The organism is Neorhizobium sp. R1-B (assembly GCF_004368875.1).
Taxonomy (GTDB): domain Bacteria; phylum Pseudomonadota; class Alphaproteobacteria; order Rhizobiales; family Rhizobiaceae; genus Neorhizobium; species Neorhizobium huautlense.
Map to the genome: position 1 here is coordinate 57,833 of NZ_SOEM01000015.1, position 18,579 is coordinate 76,411.

General features: G+C 61.0%; 15 protein-coding genes. 5 read left to right on the top strand and 10 right to left on the bottom strand.

The genetic code is table 11. The features are described 5' to 3' along the window. Positions 1-78: 78 nt before the first annotated feature. The 7 genes from EDE05_RS19060 to EDE05_RS19090 form a co-directional block, all read right to left on the bottom strand. Positions 79-1,098, bottom strand: a complete 1,020-nt coding sequence (locus EDE05_RS19060; RefSeq protein ID WP_112801269.1) for an extracellular solute-binding protein — start codon at positions 1,096-1,098, stop codon at positions 79-81. A gap of 40 nt (positions 1,099-1,138) precedes the next feature. After that, positions 1,139-1,552: a Rieske (2Fe-2S) protein gene (locus tag EDE05_RS19065; protein WP_112801271.1), complete on the bottom strand. Its 414-nt coding sequence runs from the start codon at positions 1,550-1,552 to the stop codon at positions 1,139-1,141. Between the two features lie 2 nt (positions 1,553-1,554). Then, positions 1,555-2,661, bottom strand: coding sequence for an amidohydrolase family protein (locus EDE05_RS19070; RefSeq protein ID WP_112801274.1), 1,107 nt, complete (start codon positions 2,659-2,661; stop codon positions 1,555-1,557). 15 nt (positions 2,662-2,676) lie between these two features. Further along, complete coding sequence (locus EDE05_RS19075; RefSeq protein WP_132412785.1) at positions 2,677-3,783, bottom strand: amidohydrolase family protein; 1,107 nt, start codon at positions 3,781-3,783, stop codon at positions 2,677-2,679. A gap of 16 nt (positions 3,784-3,799) precedes the next feature. Further along, entirely contained in the window at positions 3,800-4,903 is a 1,104-nt protein-coding gene (locus EDE05_RS19080) for an amidohydrolase family protein (RefSeq protein WP_112801277.1), read from the bottom strand. Then, a complete protein-coding gene (locus tag EDE05_RS19085) occupies positions 4,900-5,988 on the bottom strand; it encodes an amidohydrolase family protein (protein WP_348631329.1) in 1,089 nt (362 codons plus the stop codon). The genes EDE05_RS19080 and EDE05_RS19085 overlap by 4 nt, the downstream gene beginning before the upstream one ends. Before the next feature lie 239 nt (positions 5,989-6,227). Then, positions 6,228-7,133 (bottom strand): LysR family transcriptional regulator, encoded by a 906-nt coding sequence (locus EDE05_RS19090; RefSeq protein WP_112801279.1) that lies wholly within the window; start codon positions 7,131-7,133, stop codon positions 6,228-6,230. Between the two features lie 433 nt (positions 7,134-7,566). On the opposite strand from EDE05_RS19090, the gene EDE05_RS19095 reads away from it, so the two are divergent. From EDE05_RS19095 to EDE05_RS19110, 4 genes are all read left to right on the top strand, one after another. Next, the gene (locus EDE05_RS19095) at positions 7,567-8,631 is read left to right on the top strand and encodes an extracellular solute-binding protein (RefSeq protein WP_132412787.1); all 1,065 of its coding nucleotides are present in this window, start codon (positions 7,567-7,569) and stop codon (positions 8,629-8,631) included. A 72-nt stretch (positions 8,632-8,703) separates the two neighbouring features. Beyond that, on the top strand, positions 8,704-10,470 hold the full coding sequence (locus EDE05_RS19100) for an iron ABC transporter permease (protein ID WP_245505214.1): 1,767 nt from the start codon (positions 8,704-8,706) through the stop codon (positions 10,468-10,470). 78 nt (positions 10,471-10,548) lie between these two features. Beyond that, the gene (locus EDE05_RS19105) at positions 10,549-11,643 is read left to right on the top strand and encodes an ABC transporter ATP-binding protein (protein WP_112801283.1); all 1,095 of its coding nucleotides are present in this window, start codon (positions 10,549-10,551) and stop codon (positions 11,641-11,643) included. Positions 11,644-12,098: 455 nt separating this feature from the next. Beyond that, the gene (locus tag EDE05_RS19110; protein WP_112801336.1) at positions 12,099-13,505 is read left to right on the top strand and encodes an aminomethyltransferase family protein; all 1,407 of its coding nucleotides are present in this window, start codon (positions 12,099-12,101) and stop codon (positions 13,503-13,505) included. Positions 13,506-13,577: 72 nt separating this feature from the next. On the opposite strand, the gene EDE05_RS19115 is transcribed toward EDE05_RS19110, so the two are convergent. The 3 genes from EDE05_RS19115 to EDE05_RS19125 form a co-directional block, all read right to left on the bottom strand. Further along, on the bottom strand, positions 13,578-13,763 hold the full coding sequence (locus tag EDE05_RS19115; protein ID WP_105370120.1) for a hypothetical protein: 186 nt from the start codon (positions 13,761-13,763) through the stop codon (positions 13,578-13,580). Positions 13,764-14,258: 495 nt separating this feature from the next. After that, complete coding sequence (locus EDE05_RS19120) at positions 14,259-15,701, bottom strand: M81 family metallopeptidase (protein WP_112798528.1); 1,443 nt, start codon at positions 15,699-15,701, stop codon at positions 14,259-14,261. Positions 15,702-15,710: 9 nt separating this feature from the next. Next, positions 15,711-16,844, bottom strand: a complete 1,134-nt coding sequence (locus EDE05_RS19125) for an ROK family transcriptional regulator (RefSeq protein WP_112798526.1) — start codon at positions 16,842-16,844, stop codon at positions 15,711-15,713. A 142-nt stretch (positions 16,845-16,986) separates the two neighbouring features. Between EDE05_RS19125 and EDE05_RS19130 the strand changes: the two genes are divergently transcribed. Beyond that, on the top strand, positions 16,987-18,522 hold the full coding sequence (locus EDE05_RS19130) for an ABC transporter substrate-binding protein (RefSeq protein WP_112798524.1): 1,536 nt from the start codon (positions 16,987-16,989) through the stop codon (positions 18,520-18,522). The last annotated feature ends 57 nt before the right edge of the window (positions 18,523-18,579 follow it).

The following is an 18,579-nucleotide window of genomic DNA, read 5'->3' on the forward strand; positions in this document are numbered from 1 at the left end:
ATTCTCGCCGGATGTTGAGGCGAACGCAAAAAGGCCCCGGCAGCCGGAGCCGCCGGGGCAGGTGCCCTGGGAGGAGGGTCAGGGATAGATCTTTTTCGCCAGCTCCATCAGCGGACCGTATTCGTTCATCTCGCGGGTGCCGAGCAGCTTGGCGCTCGCAAAGCGTTTCGATTCCGGATCGAGTTGATCCTCGACGCCCTTGGCGACTGGCAGCATCCAGGCCTTGGCGTAGGTAACCTGCTGCTCCATGTCGAGGAAGTGGTTGATGAAGAGTTTGGCGGCATTCGGATGCGGTGCGTTCTTCATGATCGCGAAGTGGATCGATACATAGGGTACGCCTTCCTCCGGCACGATCACCTTGATCGGCAGGCCCTTCAGATCATTGGCAAAGGCGAACATCTGCGGGATATAGACCGGATATTCGCCGCGGGCGACGCGCCGCGCGTCATTGCGCAGATCGCGGCTGAAGACCGGCTTGTTCTCGGCGAGCTTCTCGTTAAAGGCCTGTCCGTAAGTCTTGTTGAAGACCACGAACATGGTGCCGCCGGACCCCAGCGGGCGCATGTCATCGGACAGGATCTTGCCCTTCCATCTGGGGTCGGCGAGGTCCTTCCAGCTCTTCGGTTCGTCCTCGGGCTTCACAAGTCCGGTATTCACCAGGATGCCGTAGGCCTGCAGGAAACCCGGCACATGGTCGGCGGTGACTTCCTTCTTCATGTCGTCGCGGATATTGGCGACGTTCGGTATCTTGCCCAGAGGCTCGACCAGGATGCCTTGGGTCTTGCCCGTTTCGATCGAATTGGCGGAGTGCATCTGGATGTCGGCCAGATAGCGTCCGGCGGCATGCTCGGAGCGCAGGCGCTCGGTGAGTTCGCTGGCGCGGACATCGAGGGATTCGACCTTGATGCCGTATTTCTTCTGAAAGGACTCGGTCACCGCTACGAAGTTCGGGGCGCCGAGCTGCGAATTGTAGACGGTGACGGTGCCTTCCTTCTTGGCGGCCTCCACCACCTTGTCCCATTCGGCATCTTGCGCCAAGGCCGGATTTGCGATCAACGCGGCAACCGCAAGGGCTGCCAATTGACGGATAAGCGACATTTTCTCCTCCCTAGAATCTTCGCTATCTTGCAGTCTGTGTTCAGATCTCCACGATGACGTAGTCCTCATCGATGGAAACCGGAAAGACCTCGGCCTGATAAGGACCCTCCGCGAGCGCTCCGCCTTTTGCGACGGAGACGTCGAAGCTCTTGACACGGGTGCGGGCCGGGTCGCACCAGGACTTTCCCGTGCGAATGTCGAATTCCCAACCGTGCCAGGGGCAGCGCACCAGTTCGCCGTGCCGCGTCATGCGGTAGTGGCCGGGTTCATCGGATTCGGCGAGGCCCACCACCTGGCCGCGGCAGAGATCGGCGCCCTCGTGCGGGCAGCGATTGGCGATGGCGAAGAATTCGCCCTTGACGTTGAAGAGGGCGATGTCGCGGCCGGCGACTTTCACCAGCTTGGACTTGCCGATATCGAGTTCATCGACCTTGGCGACGACGTGACGAGCCATTCTCAGTTCAATCCATAGAAGTTGACAGCATTTCCGGCGAAGATTGCCGCCTTTTCGATCGCCGTGAGCGGCACCTTGAAGGCAAAGCGGGGATCGTCGAAATCCCAATGGGGATAGTCGGTCGAGAACATCAGCCGGTCGGTTCCGATCCACCTCAGTGTATCGGCCAGGTTCTTCGCCGGGTTCGGCTCCTCCATCGGCTGGGTGGTGAACCAGACGTTCTGCCGCAGATATCCGGACGGCGGACGCTTCACATGCGGGACCTCGTCGCGCATCGTTTGCCAGGCCTTGTCCATCCGCCACCCGAATGACGGCACCCAGGAGAAGCCGCCTTCGACGAAGGAGATTTTCAGTTCCGGGAAATGTTCGAAGACGCCTTCGAAGATGAGGCTTGCGATCACCGCCTGCATGGTCTGCACCTGGCTGTGATGTTCTTCGAGATAATAGGAAGGCCAGCCGGCGCCGGTCGCCTGGTGTCCGCCGACGCCGCCGACATGCAGCGATAACGGCAGGCTATGTCTGACGGCAGCCTCGAAGATCGGCCAGTGGCGGCGTTTCCCCAGGGGCTCAATGGAGCGCGGCGGCAGCAGGACCTGCACGAAGCGCTTGTCCGAAGCGCGCCGATTGATCTCCGCGACGGCATTGGCCGGATCTTCCTGCGTGGCGATGATCGATCCGCGCAGACGGGGTTCTGGATCCAAAAACTTGCCGACCTGCCAGTCGTTGATGGCGGTGGCGATGGCGATGGCAAAATCGGGATGGCGTTGGCCGCTGGCATTAAAGCGCAGCGGCACGAGGACGCCGATATCGATGCCGAGGTTGTCGAGATGCTGTTCGCGCAGGAAGGGCAGGTCGGAGCCCGGCGGGCCTCCCGACGGAGGCCAGCTATCGACGCGCGAGACTTCCGGCACCATGCGCGGATGGGAGAGCGTTTCCGACAATCCCTGGCGCGTATGGCCGCCATAGGTCGCGAGATGATCCCGCCAACGCTGCGACAGATAGGGCTGTATTTCCGCCGGCGTCTTCATCGACGGATGGATGTCGCAGTCGATCAGATTGTATTTGGCCTTCGTCTCGACCGGGCGTTCCAATGTGCCGGTTTCCGTCATTTCGCGACCTCCTCGTTAAAAATCCGCGGCGATCCGCGGATAGGTGGCAAGCGGATTGTCGATCAGGATCTTCTTGGCAAGCGTCTCGCCAAAGGCGACCGGCAGGGCGTTCAAGCCCTCGAACTGCGCATGCGGATAATCTGTCGAGAAGAGCAGGATGTCGTCGCAGTCGATGTGTTCGAGCGTGCGGGCGAGCGCGTCCTGGTCCGGCGGAGCTTCGATGGGTTGCAGCGTGAAGCGGACATGCCGCTTGACGATATCGCTCGGCTGTTCCGTCAGCCACGGCGTTTCGGCACGCACGCCACGCCAGGTCTTGTCGGCCCGCCAGAAGAAGGACGGCAGCCATGTGAAACCGCTTTCGGCGAAGACCACCTTGAGGTCCGGCACCTTTTGGAAGACCCCTTCGGCGACGAGGCTCAACAACTGGCTTTCGAAAATCGATGCCTGCGCCACATAGGATTCGACGAAATAGCTCGGCCAGCCGGTGGCGGTGGGCGCATGGCGGTTGCTGCCTCCTGCATGGATGCAGAGGGGCAGATGGTTGCGGGCGGCCGCCTCGTAGATCGGCCAGTAACGGCGGCGACCGAGCGGCTCGTCGTTCTGGGCGAGGATCAGGACCTGCACGAAACGGTGGTCCGCAGCCCGTCTCTCGATCTCGGCGACGGCAAGCTCGGCATTCTGGGCGGAGACGATGATCGAGCCTCGCAGCCGCGGTTCCCTGTCGAGCCATTCCCGTGCCAGCCATTCGTTGGCGGCGCCGCACAGGGCTGCAGCCATGTCGTCTGAATGCATGATCATCGCGCCATGCAGGACATTGCAGATCGCCAGTCGCGTGCCGAACGGATCGAGCGCTTGGGCGCGAACCGCCTCCAGCGTATCGCCGGCAAAGCCGCTCTCGGCCTTCCAGTCGGAGCGGACGTTGATTGGCGCCCGTGGCGGCGAGGACGTCATGGCAAGGCTTAAACGATCGACGCCGCGCATGACGAAGGTTTCGCGCCAGTACTCATCAAGGTAGGGAAGCAGCGTCTTCGTTGCTGGCGATGCCGGGTGGAGGTCGCAGTCTATGCCGCCGACGGTCGAAAGCCCCAGCTTGCTTTCCAATGATCGGATCATCTCGTTCATGCGGGCACTCCCAGGATCAAGGCAGGCGGTAAACCTGTTTTGCGTTTTCGCGAAAGATCTTCTCGCGCTCGGCCGGCGACAGCGGCACCTTGAAGGCGTAGCGCGGGTCGTCGAAATCCCAGTGCGGATAGTCGGTCGAGAACATCAGCCGGTCGGTCCCGACCCAGCGCAGCGTATCGAGCAGGTGGCGGTTGTTTTCCGGCTCCTCGATCGGCTGGGTGGTGAACCAGACGTTTTGCCGGATATATTCGGATGGGGGCCGCTTCACATGCGGAACTTCCGAGCGCATCCGATTCCATTGTCTGTCGAGCCGCCACATCAAGGGTGCCGCCCAGGCAAAACCACCCTCGACGACAATGAGTTTCAGTTTGGGAAAACGCTCGAAGACACCTTCGAAAACCATGCTGGCGACGACACTCTGCAGGCTGTGCGAGAAGGCGTAGTGTTCCTCGATATAGAAATTCAGCCAGCCGGCGCCGCTATTGGTGTGCCAGCCGAAAGCGGCGGAATGCATACCGATCGGCATGTCGTAGTGTTCGGCGACTTCGTAGATCGGCCAGTAGCGGCGCCGACCTGCCGGCTCGATCGTGCGGGGCGGGATGGCGATCTGGACGAAGCTTCTGTTGCCGATGCGTGCCTCGATCTCGGCGATCGCTGCGGTTGCATCTTCCTGGGCAACGGAAATGGAGGCCTTGAGACGTGGTTCCGGACCGGTCCATTTGTCGAGCTGCCAGTCGTTGACCGCAGTGCACATGGCCGCACCCAGATCCTGGTTGAGCGTTGAGGATCCGGCGGCGAGCGGCTGAAGGATCCCGTATTCGATGCCGAGCGGATCGAGGAGCTGTTCGCGCAGGAAGGAAAGGTCCGAGGCCGGCGGCCCGCCATTCGGCGGCCAGGCGTCGCGGCGCATGCCGTTGCCGGGCGTCATGCGCGGATAGGGCAGGGTGCCCACCAGCGGATTGGCGCTTCGCTGGCCGTAATCCGCCAGGTGGTTGCGCCAGCGTTGGGGCAGGAATTTCGCAAGCTCGTCGGGTGTGCTGAACGCCGGATGGATGTCGCAGTCGACGATTCCGAGTTTGGCTTCTGTACCGGTTTCCTTTTCGAGAACAGCTTGGTTCATGGCCGCTCCTCCAGTCGTGGATAGGTGGCAAGCGCGTTCTCCCGCGCCAGCCGATCGATCAGCCGCTCAGGGAAGCCGTCCGGGATGGCAGCGTCGCCTTCAAACTGTGCATGCGGATAGTCGGTGGAAAACAGCAGCATGTCGTCGGCGTCGAGATGTTCGATGATGCGCTCGAGTTCCGCGGGGTCGGAAGGCGCGTCGAAGGGCTGTGTCGTCATGCGGATCTGACGCCGGACCAGCGCCGACGGCGGCTCCTTGACCCATGGCACCTCGATGCGTGCGCCGCGCCAGTCCTTGCTCATCCGCCACATCTGGCCGGGCAGCCAGGAGACGCCGGATTCGATCAGCACGATCTTCATGTCGGGGAATTTGCCGAGCACGCCTTCGGCGACGAAGCTGCCGACCTGGGCCGCAAAACCCTGAACCTGGTGCACGTAATCTTCGGCGAGATACGAGAGGAAGCCGCTTTGACTTGGCGCATGGCGATAGGCGCTGCCGGCATGGACGCCGAGCGAAAAACCGTGGCGTTGGGCGGCCTCGTAGATCGGCCAGTAATAGCGGCGACCAAGGGGCATTTCGCCCATGCAGAGCGCAAGGACCTGGACAAAGCGCCGGTCATTCGCGAAACGCTCGATCTCTTCGACGGCGGCTTCCGGATTTTGCATCGGGAGGACCAGAGAGGCGCGCAACCGCGGATCCCGGTCCAGCCATTCCGCCTTCAGCCAATCGTTGGTAGCGCGGCAGACCGCGGCCGCCAGATACGGATCGTAGATCGCATGCACGCCGGTGACGCAGTTCAGGATCGCGTATTTGAGGCCGAACGGATCGAGCAGATTGCGACGCAGCTTTTCGACGCCTCTGCCTTCGGCTGCCTTCCAGTCTTCGCGGAAGAACGGCTTTGTCCGGGTCGGAAAATTGGTGAGCTCCAGCCGATCCACGTCTCGAGTGGTGACGATCTCCTTCCAATAATCGTCGAAGTAGGGCAGCAGATCAGAACGCTGCGGCGCATCGGGATGAACATCACAGTCGATTGCGCCCAGTTGCGAGAGCACAGAGCGCTGCCGGGCGACAGCGGTATCCACCACACAAGACCTCCCTGTTTTCGCCGGTCGACACGTCCTCTTCCCGGACGTTGCCGACTTCACTCCCATGCGATGCGCTGAACGGCGCAAGGCAAGCACGCGTTGGCGATGCGTATCCTCGATGTGGAAGGGTAAGGGGCAGGGGCGCCGGAGAGAATACGCTTTTTCGTCCTAGCGGTTTTCTCGAATCGAGAAAGCTGCAAGGGGTTGGTCTTTTCCCTGGAGGCAAAGGTCAGTGTTTCTCATGCGGGTTTCTCGCCGAGAACGAGCGCCGTGTGCATATGAACCCGAAGCCATTCCATGACTGCTCTCACAGTCGGCTTACGGGCCTGGGTTTGCGGGATCAGCGCCTTCAGCCAGAGTTCGGCGACAGGATATTCCGGCAGCAGTTCGATCAGTTTGCCGGTTCTGATCGAGTCTTCCGCGACATAGGTCGCAACCATGGCTACGCCTCGACCGCGCAAGGCCAAGTCGTGCAGGACCTGGGTGTCGTTGGCGCTGAAGGCGGAGCGGACCTCGACGTCGACCGGTCCGCCGGGGCTCACGAACGACCAGGTAGATCCGGTGGCATGAAAGGTCAGGCAGATGTGATCGACAAGGTCGCGCGGGTGTTTCGGGATGCCGCGGCTCTCCAGATAGGATGGAGCGGCGCAAAGTTTGCGGGGGTAGGGACAGAGCGGTTCGTCGACCACGTTGGAGTAGGAAGCCGGAAGTGCGCCAAGCGCGATGTCATATCCCTCTTCGGCAGGATTGACCGAACGGTCGACCAGAGCAACATCCATCGTCACGTTGGGGTTCTCTTGCTGAAAGTCGCTCAAGATCCGCGCCAGAAAGGCGATCGTCACCGTCGTCGGAGCTTTGATGCGCAGATGTCCTTCGATCCGCTGCGCGACCGCTGCGGCGCCGCCGATCGCGTCGTCGATGTCCTTTACCAGCGACTGATAGCGCGGCAGGTAGCGTTCTCCCACCTCCGTCAAAATGAGTTGGCGCGTCGAACGAACAAACAGTTTTACCCGCATCTGGTCCTCGAGCCGGCTGATCCGCTTTGTGACCACCGAGGGCGCGACGCCCAGATGACGGCCGGCTGCGGAGAAGCTTCCGGAGCGGGCGACCGCGAGAAAGGTGCGGATGTTGATGAGCGTGTCCAATGCTTTAGGCCTCCCCACCCAGCGCTATGGTGCAAATCTGCTGCCAGCTTAGCACGCTTCATCTTTCTGCTTTCGAGAAAAGTGAATGTAAAAAAATGATGCTTTTCCACTGCGGGGGAAAAGGTCAATCTAGCAGGAGAGGGAACTTGGCTTCCAGCGAGCGCTATACGTCGTCGGACGCATGGGCTTGCCTGCGGATTCCAGGGGCAGGAGTTTGTTAAGCGGAAGCCTGTTCTTATGCGGTCGATGTATCCGCCGGGATAATGGCTCGGGAAAGTCGATGTCGGAAGAATAAGGCGGTGCCGGTCGGGAAAACGGCGCCACCAAAGCGGAGAAGGAGAGGGCGGCGATCGAGCCGCGTATAGTTCGGTGTCGAGAGCAGGGCGCGGCCCTGCGATTGCGCTCAGTCGTCAGTTCCAGGGAGGAGAGACACGTGACGAGCAACAGATCGATGACGGCGGCGGCCATTCGGCAATGGTCGAGGCGATGTTTTCTGACGGCCGCAGGCGGAATCGCGGTCGCAGCGGCGGTGTGGCAGCCGGTGCAGGCGCAGGATGCCGAGTGGGACAAGGTGGTCGGGGCGGCCAAAAAAGAAGGTACGGTCGTCCTTTACACCGCGCTTGTCGGGCAGCCGAGCACCAAGAAGATCGCCGAAGCCTTCACCGAGGAATATGGAATTGCCGTCGAGGTTCTGGAAGCTCGCGCCAGCGAAATCCGTGAGCGCGTGCGCGTCGAGCAGGCTGCGGGTCGCTTTGCCGCGGACGTGATGTTCACCAGCGAAGGGCAGACGCGGCTCTATGATGCGGAGGACAAGTCCATCGATCCGCTCCCCGTGACGCCGAATTCTCAGAAGATCAAACCGCAGTTCAAGCTACAGGTGCCGATGGCTTCGGTCATGACCATCCCCTACGGCATCATGGTCAATACCGGGCTCGTCAAGCCGGCCGATGAACCGAAGAGCTGGAAGGATCTCGCCGATCCGAAATGGCAGGGAAAGATTCTCGCCGACGATCCCCGCGCAATCGGAGCCGGTTACCTGTGGTTCTTTTCAACCTATGACCGGATCGGCGAAGATTACCTCAAGAAGGTCGCCGGACAGAAGCTCGTCTTTACCCGCGACCAGCGGGAATCCCAGCGCCGTACGGCGCGTGGCGAATATTCGATCTATATGCCCGTTATCCTGACGGACATGTCCGACTTGAAGGGGCTGCCGGTCAAGTTCATCATACCGGAAGAGGGCGTCGGTTATGTCCTTTACGGCAACGTCCTTTTGAAGAAGGCGCCCCATCCGAACGCTGCCAAGCTTTACCTTGATTTCCTTCAGGGGCCGACTGCGCAGAAGATCTATGCCAGCCTCGGTTACGGTCCGGTGATCGACGGAGTGACCGAGGGATTGCCTGCAGACATCAAGGCGATCTCGGAGGCCAAGCTCTACGGCACGAGCGACTCGCGCCGGCAGAACGAGATGCTCGCCAAGGCAAAAGAAATCTTCAAGTGACGGTGTCGCGCCGTTGCCGCGATATGAGCGGCAAGGGCGCGATATCCAATGCCGTGGAGCCACGAGGACCGCATGACCATAATTCATAATCGCTCGCTCGATGATATTGCCGAGACCGGCCCCACGCTTGGCGGCAACGCCGTTACCCGCGCTTTTTCCGGCGGCTCGATCGGGCGATTGATCGGCATGCTGGCGCTGATCGCCATACTGGGCTTCCTGACGATCTATCCCTTGGCCATGCTGCTTTACGGCAGCCTCCATTCGACTCCGCCGGGCCTTGCGGGTGAGTTCAACCTCAACGGCTATCGCGCCATCATGACGACCCAGAATTTTCTGGTCCTGATCAACACGGTCGGCATCTCGCTGGCCAAGACCGTTCCCTCGCTTACGATCGCGGTGTTTCTGGCCTGGATTATCGCTCGCACCGACACGCCCTTCCGCGGCACCCTAGAAGTGTTGATCACGCTGCCCTTCTTCATCCCGCCGATCCTGACGGCGATGGCCTGGGGCATGCTTGGCAATCCGCAGGTTGGCGTCATCAACCTCGTCTGGCGTTCGATCAGCGGCTCGACGGATCCGCTCGTCAACGTCTATTCCTATGGCGGCGTCGTCTGGCACATGTGCCAGTATTCTATCCCGTTCCTGTTCCTCTTCACCGTCGACGCCTTCCGGACCATGGATCCTTCGCTGGAGGAATCGAGCCGGATGTGCGGCGCCTCGCGGTGGACGACATTCCGCAAGATCACGCTGCTGCTGATGCTGCCGGTGCTGACGAGCTCTTTTATGCTGAGCTTCATTCGCGGCATCGAATCCTTCGAATCGCCGCTGTTTTTCGGACTTCCCGCCGGCATCAAGGTGATCACCACCGACATCTACGAGTCGATCAACCACCGCGCCACGCCTGACTATCAATATGCCACGTCGCTGTCCTTCGCGATCATGGGGCTGATGTTCCTGCTGGTCATCTGGCAATGGGCGCTGCTGCGCGGCAAGAGTTTCCAGACCGTCACCGGAAAGGGGTTTCGGCCGAACGTGATGGAACTCGGCCCCTGGCGCTGGGTGACCTTCGGCTTCTGCGTGCTGTTCTTCATCATCACCGTGGTCCTGCCGGTCGGCCAGCTTCTGCTCGGCTCGTTCTTCCGGTTCTTCGGTTTTTACACCTACGAGATGCTGACGCTCGAGCATTACAGAGCGGTCTTTTCCAATTCGGAATTCTGGCGGGCGGTGCGCAATACAATGATGCTGGGGCTGCTTGGCGCCACCGCCACCATGGCGCTTGGCGCAGTGGTCGCCTATGTCTCGGTCCGCACCCGATGGCGCGGCCGCAGCCTGATCGACGGCATGGCCTGGCTGCCGTGGATGATGCCCGGCATGGTGCTCGGCGTGGGGTTCCTATGGGCCTTCGCCATGCTGCCGGGGCCGATCCCGATCTATGGGACGGTGTGGGCGCTCCTGCTCGCCTATCTGGCGCTCGGCACGCCGGTCGCCGTGCGCGTGATGACCGGGGCCTACCACCAGCTTTCCTACGACCTCGAGGAATGTTCCCGTGTCCATGGCGCGAGCTGGTTCCAGACCATGTGGCGCATCATGGTGGCGCTGGCATGGCCGGCGTTTGCGGTCGGCTGGGTGCTGACCTTTTTCGGCATCATGAGGGAGCTGTCGGCGTCGATCCTGCTCTATTCGGTCGGTTCCGAAACGCTTGCCGTCGTGCTCCTCAAGCTCTGGGCGAACGGCAACGCCGAGCAGGTGAGCGTCATCGGCCTGATGATGATGCTGCTCGTCATTCTGTTCCGCTGGGTGCAGCTCCGATTCATCAAGGCGCGCATCAGCAAGCTTTAGGGCCAGGGATTTTGCCCCCTTGGCAGGCCGGTTTTCAGTTGGCGGACAGAGCTGTCCGCACCGAAAGGAAGAAAAAGTATGGCTTCGGTAACCCTTGAGAATGTGACCCGCATGTACGGCGCAGTCACGGCCGTGGATCAGGTGAACCTGAGGGTCAAAAGCGGTGAATTCGTCACGCTGCTCGGCCCGTCCGGCTGCGGCAAGACGACGACGCTGCGCATGGTGGCGGGACTGGAGAAGAACACCGGTGGGCGCATCAGCATCGGCGACAATGTGGTGTCGGATGCGGACAAGGGCTATTTCGTTCCCTCCGAACGGCGCAGGCTCGGCATGGTTTTCCAGTCCTATGCGATCTGGCCGCATATGACGGTGTTCGACAATGTCGCCTATCCGTTGCGCATCCGTCGCCGGACCGACAAGGAGATCCAGGACCGGGTGATGAATGCGTTGCGCCTCGTCGAGATGGAGCAATATGCCGAACGCCCGTCGCCGGCACTATCGGGCGGTCAGCAACAGCGCGTGGCGATCGCGCGCGCCCTGGTGTTCGAGCCTGAGGTGCTGCTGCTTGACGAGCCGCTGTCGAACCTCGATGCGCGGCTGCGCACGCAGATGGGCGACGAATTCCGCCAGCTCCAGCAGCGCCTCAAGATCACGACCCTTTACGTCACGCATGACCAGTCGGAGGCCATGGCGCTTTCCGATCGGGTCGTCGTGATGCATGGCGGCAAGATCCTGCAGGTCGGCGCACCGGAGGACATTTACCGGCGGCCGGAAAGCCGGCAGGTTGCGGCATTCTTCGGTACGCCGAACCTCCTGCAGGCGAAGGTCAGGAATTGCCGCCCGAACGGCGGCCAGTATTACAAGCTGGACGTCGAAGGGAGGGGATGGTCGGGCGAATGTCACGCGGCCATCGAGATACCGGCGGGAGCGGACGTGACCGTTATGGTGAGGCCGGAAAACCTGCAACTCGGCGAGGCGGGAGCGGCAAATGGCGGTCTTTCCTGGGCAGGCGAGATCAGCCAGGCTATTTTTCGCGGGCCCCATCGTTCCGTCATGGTCAAGACCGCCGACCAGACGCTGCATATCGAAACGCCGTCGCTGGCCGATGTCGGCATCGGCCGTGCGGTGACGGTAGCCGCGCCCTCGGACGCCGCCTGGGCTGTCCGCAGCTAAGCAGGCTCTCTCTTATCAATGGATACGAGGACAGCGGTCCTCCAACCGTGACCTGCGTCTTTGGCACGCCACGCGATTTCGTCTGCCGTGAACGGTGACGCGTTGCACGAGGACGAGCGCCGTCCGTCGCAGCCTTGCTTTGTATACATAATTGGCTTGATAAGGTCATTATCGGAAAAAATCCGCGCGGAATGTCAGCTTTCTGATTCATTCGTGTATGCATTGTCGTCTATTTATTGTTGTGTATGCCGAATCCTTGTTCTATGAATCTTGGAACCGGGGGGCGGACGAAGCTTTCGCCGTTGGCGACAGTCGCGGAGCGAGACCGGCCGGCGAGAGGAGAATGGCGGGAGGAGAACCGCGGCCCCTCACATGCATTGGCAATCTTGACCTGTTCGGTCGCTCCTTCCTTCGGTGCGGACGGCCTAATCGGGGAGCAACAGAGGGAAAGGTTTATGACAAAGAATCTGACGCAGGTCCTGAAGGAAAAGGGAAATCCGGTCGAGATGCTGCGCAATTCGCGCATCGGCATGTATATCTATCCGGTCGTCGCGCCCGAGTTTTCCAACTGGCGGACGGAACAGGTCGCGTGGCGCGAGTCGGCCGTTCTCTTTGATCAGTCGCACCACATGGACGAATTGATCGTTGAGGGCCCGGACGCGGCAAAATTTCTCGAAAGCCTCGCGATCAACAGCTTTGCGAATTTCGGCACCAATCGCGCCAAGCACTACGTGCCGGTCACGCCGGCGGGGTATGTCATCGGCGACATGATCATCTTTCGGGAGCGGGAAGACAAGTTCGTGCTCGTCGGCCGGGCGCCGACCGCCAACTGGTTGCGCTACAACGCCTCGCTCGGCAAGCATGATGTGAAGCTTACCCATGACCCGCGCTCGCCTTCGCGTCCCGATGGCAAGGAGGTCAACCGGGTTCACTACCGTTTCCAGATCCAGGGACCGGATGCGCCGAAGATCTTCGAGAAAATGAACGGAGGTCCGATCCCCGACATCAAGTTCTTTCATGTCGACTGGATCAATGTCGGCAACCGGAAGGTTCAGGCGCTGCGCCACGGCATGGCCGGTGCCCCGGGTCTCGAGATATGGGGGCCCTACGCGGAAAAGGACGAGGTACGCGAGATCGTGGTTCAGGCCGCGAAAGATGCAGGCGTCGACCTCTATCTTGTAGGCGCGCGTGCCTATTCCACCAATACGCTGGAATCCGGCTGGATCCCGTCGCCTCTTCCGGCAATCTATACCGGGCCTGAACTGCAGGGATACCGCGACTGGCTGACGGAGGACAGCTACGAAGCCATGGGTTCGATCGGCGGCAGCCTCGTTTCCGATAACATCGAGGACTATTACGTCACCCCTTACGAACTCGGCTACGGCATCTATATCAAGTTCGACCACGACTTTGTCGGGCGCGAGGCGCTGGAAAAGATGAAGGGCAAGCCGCATCGCAAGAAGGTCACCTTCGAATGGAACGCCGAAGATGTCATGAAAGTCATCGCATCGAGCTTCGTTCCGGGCGAGCAGGCCTACAAGTGGATCGACCTGCCGCAGCCGAACTACGCATCCTCCAGCGCCGACAGGATCATGCATGGCGACAAAGTTGTCGGCATGTCGATGTTCAACGGCTACAGCTACAACGAACGCTGCATGCTCTCGCTCGGTGTCGTCGATGCGGACATCCAGGAAGGCGACGTGCTGACACTCATCTGGGGTGAGCCGAACGGGGGGACGGGCAAGACCTCGATCGAGAAGGGGCACAAGCAGGCCGAAATCCGCGTGCGTGTCTCCCCGACGCCTTATGCGCGGGAAGCCCGCGAGAACTACGCCGAAAGCTGGCGCACGAAGAGAAGCTGATTTCTAGTGACAAAATGTGAAGCGGCGACCTCCGGTCGCCGCTTTTCGTATTCCGGCCCGACGGACCGTCACCTAACGCTGTTTGGCGCCGGCGCTCTTGCCGTCGGAACTCTTCGAACGTTCCTCGAAACGATCCTTACCCTTTGGGAGATCGGAGCCTTTTTGGGCTTCGACCTTCTTTTCTTCCTTCCGAGTGCTCTGCTTCAGCCCACGGGCCGATTCACGACCCTTTTCGGTCGGTGCCTGTTCGATACCCATCCTGCTTCCTCCTGCATCCTCATGGGATCCAATGAAACACGCGGGAGCGGCCTCTTGTTCCTGACCCCGGCGTCAGCCAGCTTTGCCGGCAAGCACCTTTGGCCGCGCGGATAAAAATCCGGCGCGGTTCGGTTTTTGTGGGAATGGGGCAGGCGGGGTATTCGGGTATTGGGTATTCAGGTTTCCACCTGCCCCGACCGTCTCAGTGGTTTCCGGGGATTTCCCAGCCCCCTTCGACCACTTCATCGACCATCATCGGGAACCGGACTTTGCAAGACCGTGGATGCGACCGGTTCGCGAACCCGGTTTCCCATCCGATGACGGGAAGGATTATGCGGGTGGTGCGGGATGCGGGGACGAAGTGGGGAAAAGAAGATTGCTAAGTATTTGAATTAAAATATGAAAACTTTCCAGCGGGACGAGATTTTTCCTCACCCGCCGTCCGTCTTCGGGAGGCAATCCTGCCGCCGGAGCGGCGGTTGGCTTGTGCAGTCCTCACCGTCCCGCCGAACGCGCCGACAAAAACACCTGCGGCTCGTAGGCGAAATCCCTGTCGAAGGGATAGGTCGGGCGCTGCTTGCGGTGGCGCTCCAGCCGTTCGACGAACTGGTCGACAACGCCCGGCGAGAGTGCCATCAGGTTAGGATTGGCGATCGGCGCCAATTCCGGCGAGAGATAACCGGATTTTACGACGATGATCTTGGCCTTCTTCGGATCCAGGCCGAGACGGGTGAAGTCGGCAATGTTGTGATAGGGCCGGCGCTTCGCTGACAGCACCAGATCGATGCCGCCGATTGCAACCACCGCCTGGCGATCGGCAAGGTCGGTCGTTTCGTGCAGGAATTTCACCTTGACCCTGGCCTGTACCGGTTTGCTGCCGATCGTATCGAGCGAGGCGCCGACGGAAAGATCGAGTTCCGCGCCGACGCCGGCGGCGTAGCAGGCCTCGGCCGCGGCCTTGTCGGCAATGCCGGCGAACACAACGCCGGTGGCGCTCCTGGTGATCAGTTCGGCGAGCACCTCGGCCCGGTCGCCGACGCCACCGCCGGTCGGGTTGTCGCCGGATTCTGCAAGCACCACCGGAGCGGTCTTGCTGGCCACGGCCCTTGCGACGCATTCCTGAATCGAGCCGGTTTCGCAGCCGAAGACGAATTTTCCTCGCGCATTCCAGTAGGCCGCTGCGACGCGCCTGGCCTCGCGTTCCAGAACGGCGCGGTCCGTGCCGGTCAGGATCGCGGCCGCTGTGGCGCGCGGTTCGTCGGCCCAGACGTAGCCGACCATCAGCGAGGCGTCCCACACGCCGTCGATCGCATCGATTTCAGGCATCATCGCGTAAAGGCTCTTTGCCGGCTCGTCGACCGTGCTGGTGCGCTCGCCTGGCAGCAGAACCGGTATCGGTGCCCAGAGCAGTAGCGGCTTTACGCCGGTCTTCAGGCTTTCGACCAGCATCTTCACCGACCGGCGCATCGTCTCCTCGACATCGATATGGGGCGCGGTGCGATAGGTGGAATACATATCGAGCGCGTCGATGATGCGCTGGCTGACATTGCCGTGCAGGTCGTAGCTTGCAGAAACCGTGCAGTCGGGGCCGACGAGATCGCGTGCAGCGGTAATCCAGTCGCCTTCGGCGTCCTCCATGCCCTGGACATACATGGCGCCATGCATTGCCAGATAGAGGCCGTCCAAAGGCAGCAGCGGCTTCAGGCGCTCCAGGAATTCGGCCTTGAAACGCTCATATGTGGAGCGGGCGACCGGACCGCCCGCGATGGCCCGGCAATGGATAGTCGGCAGGAATTCGGCTTCATAGTCCTTGAGAAAGGCAAAATAGGGCGATGCCGTCAGCTCCTCGCCTCGCACGACGCGAAAGTCCTTCTCCTCGTTCAGGACGGGGTTGTAGGTGCTGCATTCGATATGGATGCCGCCGACAGCAATACGCATGGAAAAACCTCAACTCGTATGGGAACCGATCAGGAAATTATGGGCGGCAATGCTTGCCGCCCCGCGTGCCCAGACATCGCCGTCGACGCGCTTGATGCGGATGGGCGTCTGGCCGGCGTAACGCGGCAGAACATTGGTCTCGATCGCCTGGTTGACCACGGTGCCGAAAAGACCCTCGAACGAACCTTCCGTGTGCGTGATCAGGATGAGGCCGGGGTCGTTCATCTGGATGAGGTTGGCTATCGCAAGCCCGAGCGCCGAGCCGGCGCGGTGCAGGATGCGGATTGCCGCTGCATTGCCGGTCGAAGCTTCGTCTTCGATGTCCGACAGCGAAACGCATTCGAGCCCCTCGGCGCGCGACATTTCCTTGATCGCTTTCATCGAGGCGACAGTATCGAGGCAGCCGCGTTTGCCGCATCGGCAGGGGGCGCCGCCGGGCTCGATGGTGCAATGGGCAATTTCGCCTGCGCCGCCGTGATTGCCGCGATAGAGCCTGCCGTCGATGAAATGGGCGCAGCCGATGCCGTCGCCGAGCGAAACCACGCTGAAATTCTGGATTTCGCGGGCGCTGCCGAACAGTTTCTCGCTGACCGCGACTGCCTTCGCGTCGTTCTCGATAAAGGTTTCGATGCCGGAGCGTTCGCGGATGATTTTCGCGAGCGGTACATCCTGCCAGTTCAGAAGCGTCGACTGGACGCAATGGGCCTGGGTCTCATCAACGAAGCCCGAGAGCGCGACGCCGATGCCGGAGAGTTTTTCCTTCGCGTCCGGATGAGCTTCGAGAAGGCTCGGCAGCCCTTCCGAAATCGCCTCGGCAATGACCTTCGGGTCGCGCGACAGCGGCATTGCTTGACGGGCGATGATCTTGCCGTTGAGGTCGCTGAGGATCATCGGCGCCGGGTCTTCCAGCAGCGAAATGCCGACGAAGAAGGCGCATTCGGGATGCAGGTCGAGCAGTACCGAAGGCCGGCCCTGGCCGTAGATGATTTCTGTCTCGTGCAGCACGCCGAGATCGATCAGGTCGCGCGCAATGCCGCTCATCGCCGCTTTGCTCAATCCCAGCATCTGAGCCATCTCTGTCCGGCTGAGGGGGCCGGACTCGCTGATGGCGCGCAGCAGTTGGCGTTGCGAGGAAGTGAGCATGGCGGTCAAGCGGCTTCGGCCCCTATGGATTGTGCCTTGACACTAAGTTTAGAAAGTGAACAAATCAACGGTAATAAATTATAAAAGTGATCTAAGGGGCACAGCATGCCCTGACGTCAACAAAAAACAAGGGTGAACAATCATGGCCATGTTTCTGAAAAATCGTCGCTTTGTACTCGCCTCGGCGGTTGCGGGCGCTCTCATGTTTCCGATCGTTGCGGGCGCTGCGACGCTGAACGTGATGCAGACCGAAGCGCCGCGTTCCATGGATCCGGGCGACCAGACTGCCACCTACACAGCCGCTTTGCTCGATCCGATGTATGAGGGCCTGACCAAGCGGGATCCGGATCTTTCGCTCAAACCGGCGCTTGCCACCGAATGGTCCTCGGATGCTGCAGGTCTGGTGTGGACTTTCAAGCTGCGCCCGGGCGTCAAGTTCCATGATGGCACCCCCTTTGACGCCGATGCCGTGGTCAAGAACTTCACCCGCCACCTCGACACCAAACGCGGGCTTGCCGCGAGCGGCCGTCTGCGCACCTTTCTCGAAGGCGTGACTGCCGTCGATCCGATGACCGTGCAATTCAAGCTGAAGACCCAGTATCCGGCCTTCCTGGCGCTGCTTGCCACCGGTCCCTGCCTGATGGTGAGCCCTGCCGCGGAGACCGCGGGAACGATCGGCAGCAAAGCGGTGGGAACCGGTCCCTATAAACTCGCCGAATATAAATCCGGCGAATACGTGCTGCAGACCAAGAACACTGAATGGTGGGGTGGCGCGCCGAAGGGCGAAGACGAGATCAAGTGGACCTGGACGCCGGAGCCGTCGGTCATGAACATGGCGCTGCAGACAGGCGATGCCGATGTGGTCAATCCGTTCCCTGCGGCCTTTGCCCAGCAGATCAAGGCCAATCCGGACATGACGCTCAGCGCCACCGACGGTTCGGCGGTGTTCTGGGTTTCGCTGAACACCAAGATGAAGCCGCTCGACGATGTGCGCGTTCGTCAGGCACTGAACTACGCGACCGACCGCGAAGGGATCGTAAAGGCCTTCATGCAGGGTTTTGCGACGCCGGCCAACTCGCCGCTGGCGCCGGTGACGCCCGGCTACGACAAATCGCTCGCACCCTATAGCTATGACGTCGAGAAGGCGAAGCAGTTGTTGAAGGAGGCCGGCTACCCGGAAGGCTTCTCCATGTCGACCATCGTGCAGGAGCAGGAATCCCGCATCGGCGAGCTGCTGCAGGCCATGTGGGCGAAAGCCGGGGTCAAGCTCGAAGTGCGCAAGATGGAAGGCGGCGTCTGGTCCAAGGCGGCATTTCTCGACCCGGCTGGCAAGGAAAAAGACACTATCGGTTCCTCGATCGCCTCCTGGTCCTCAGGGGTGAACGGTGCGGATCTTCAATTCCGTCCTCTCTACCACTCGAAGAGCGCGTCACCGGCCGGCGCCAATCTCGGTTTCTTCTCCGATCCGAAGCTCGACGAGTTGATCGACAAGGCGGCTTCGACCCTCGATGAGAAAGCGCGCAACGCCATCTACGTGGATGCACAGAAGCTCGTGAATGAACAGGCACCGCATGTGCTTCTCTTCACGAAGCAGGATCTTTTTGCGACGCGGGCAGGCGTCAAGGGCACCTGGGTCATTCCGGGCGGCCTGATCATCGTCAAAGACGCCAGGAAATAACTGAGGTGCGGGCGGGCAAGGAGATTCGCCCGCCACTCCTTTAGATGAATTGACCGA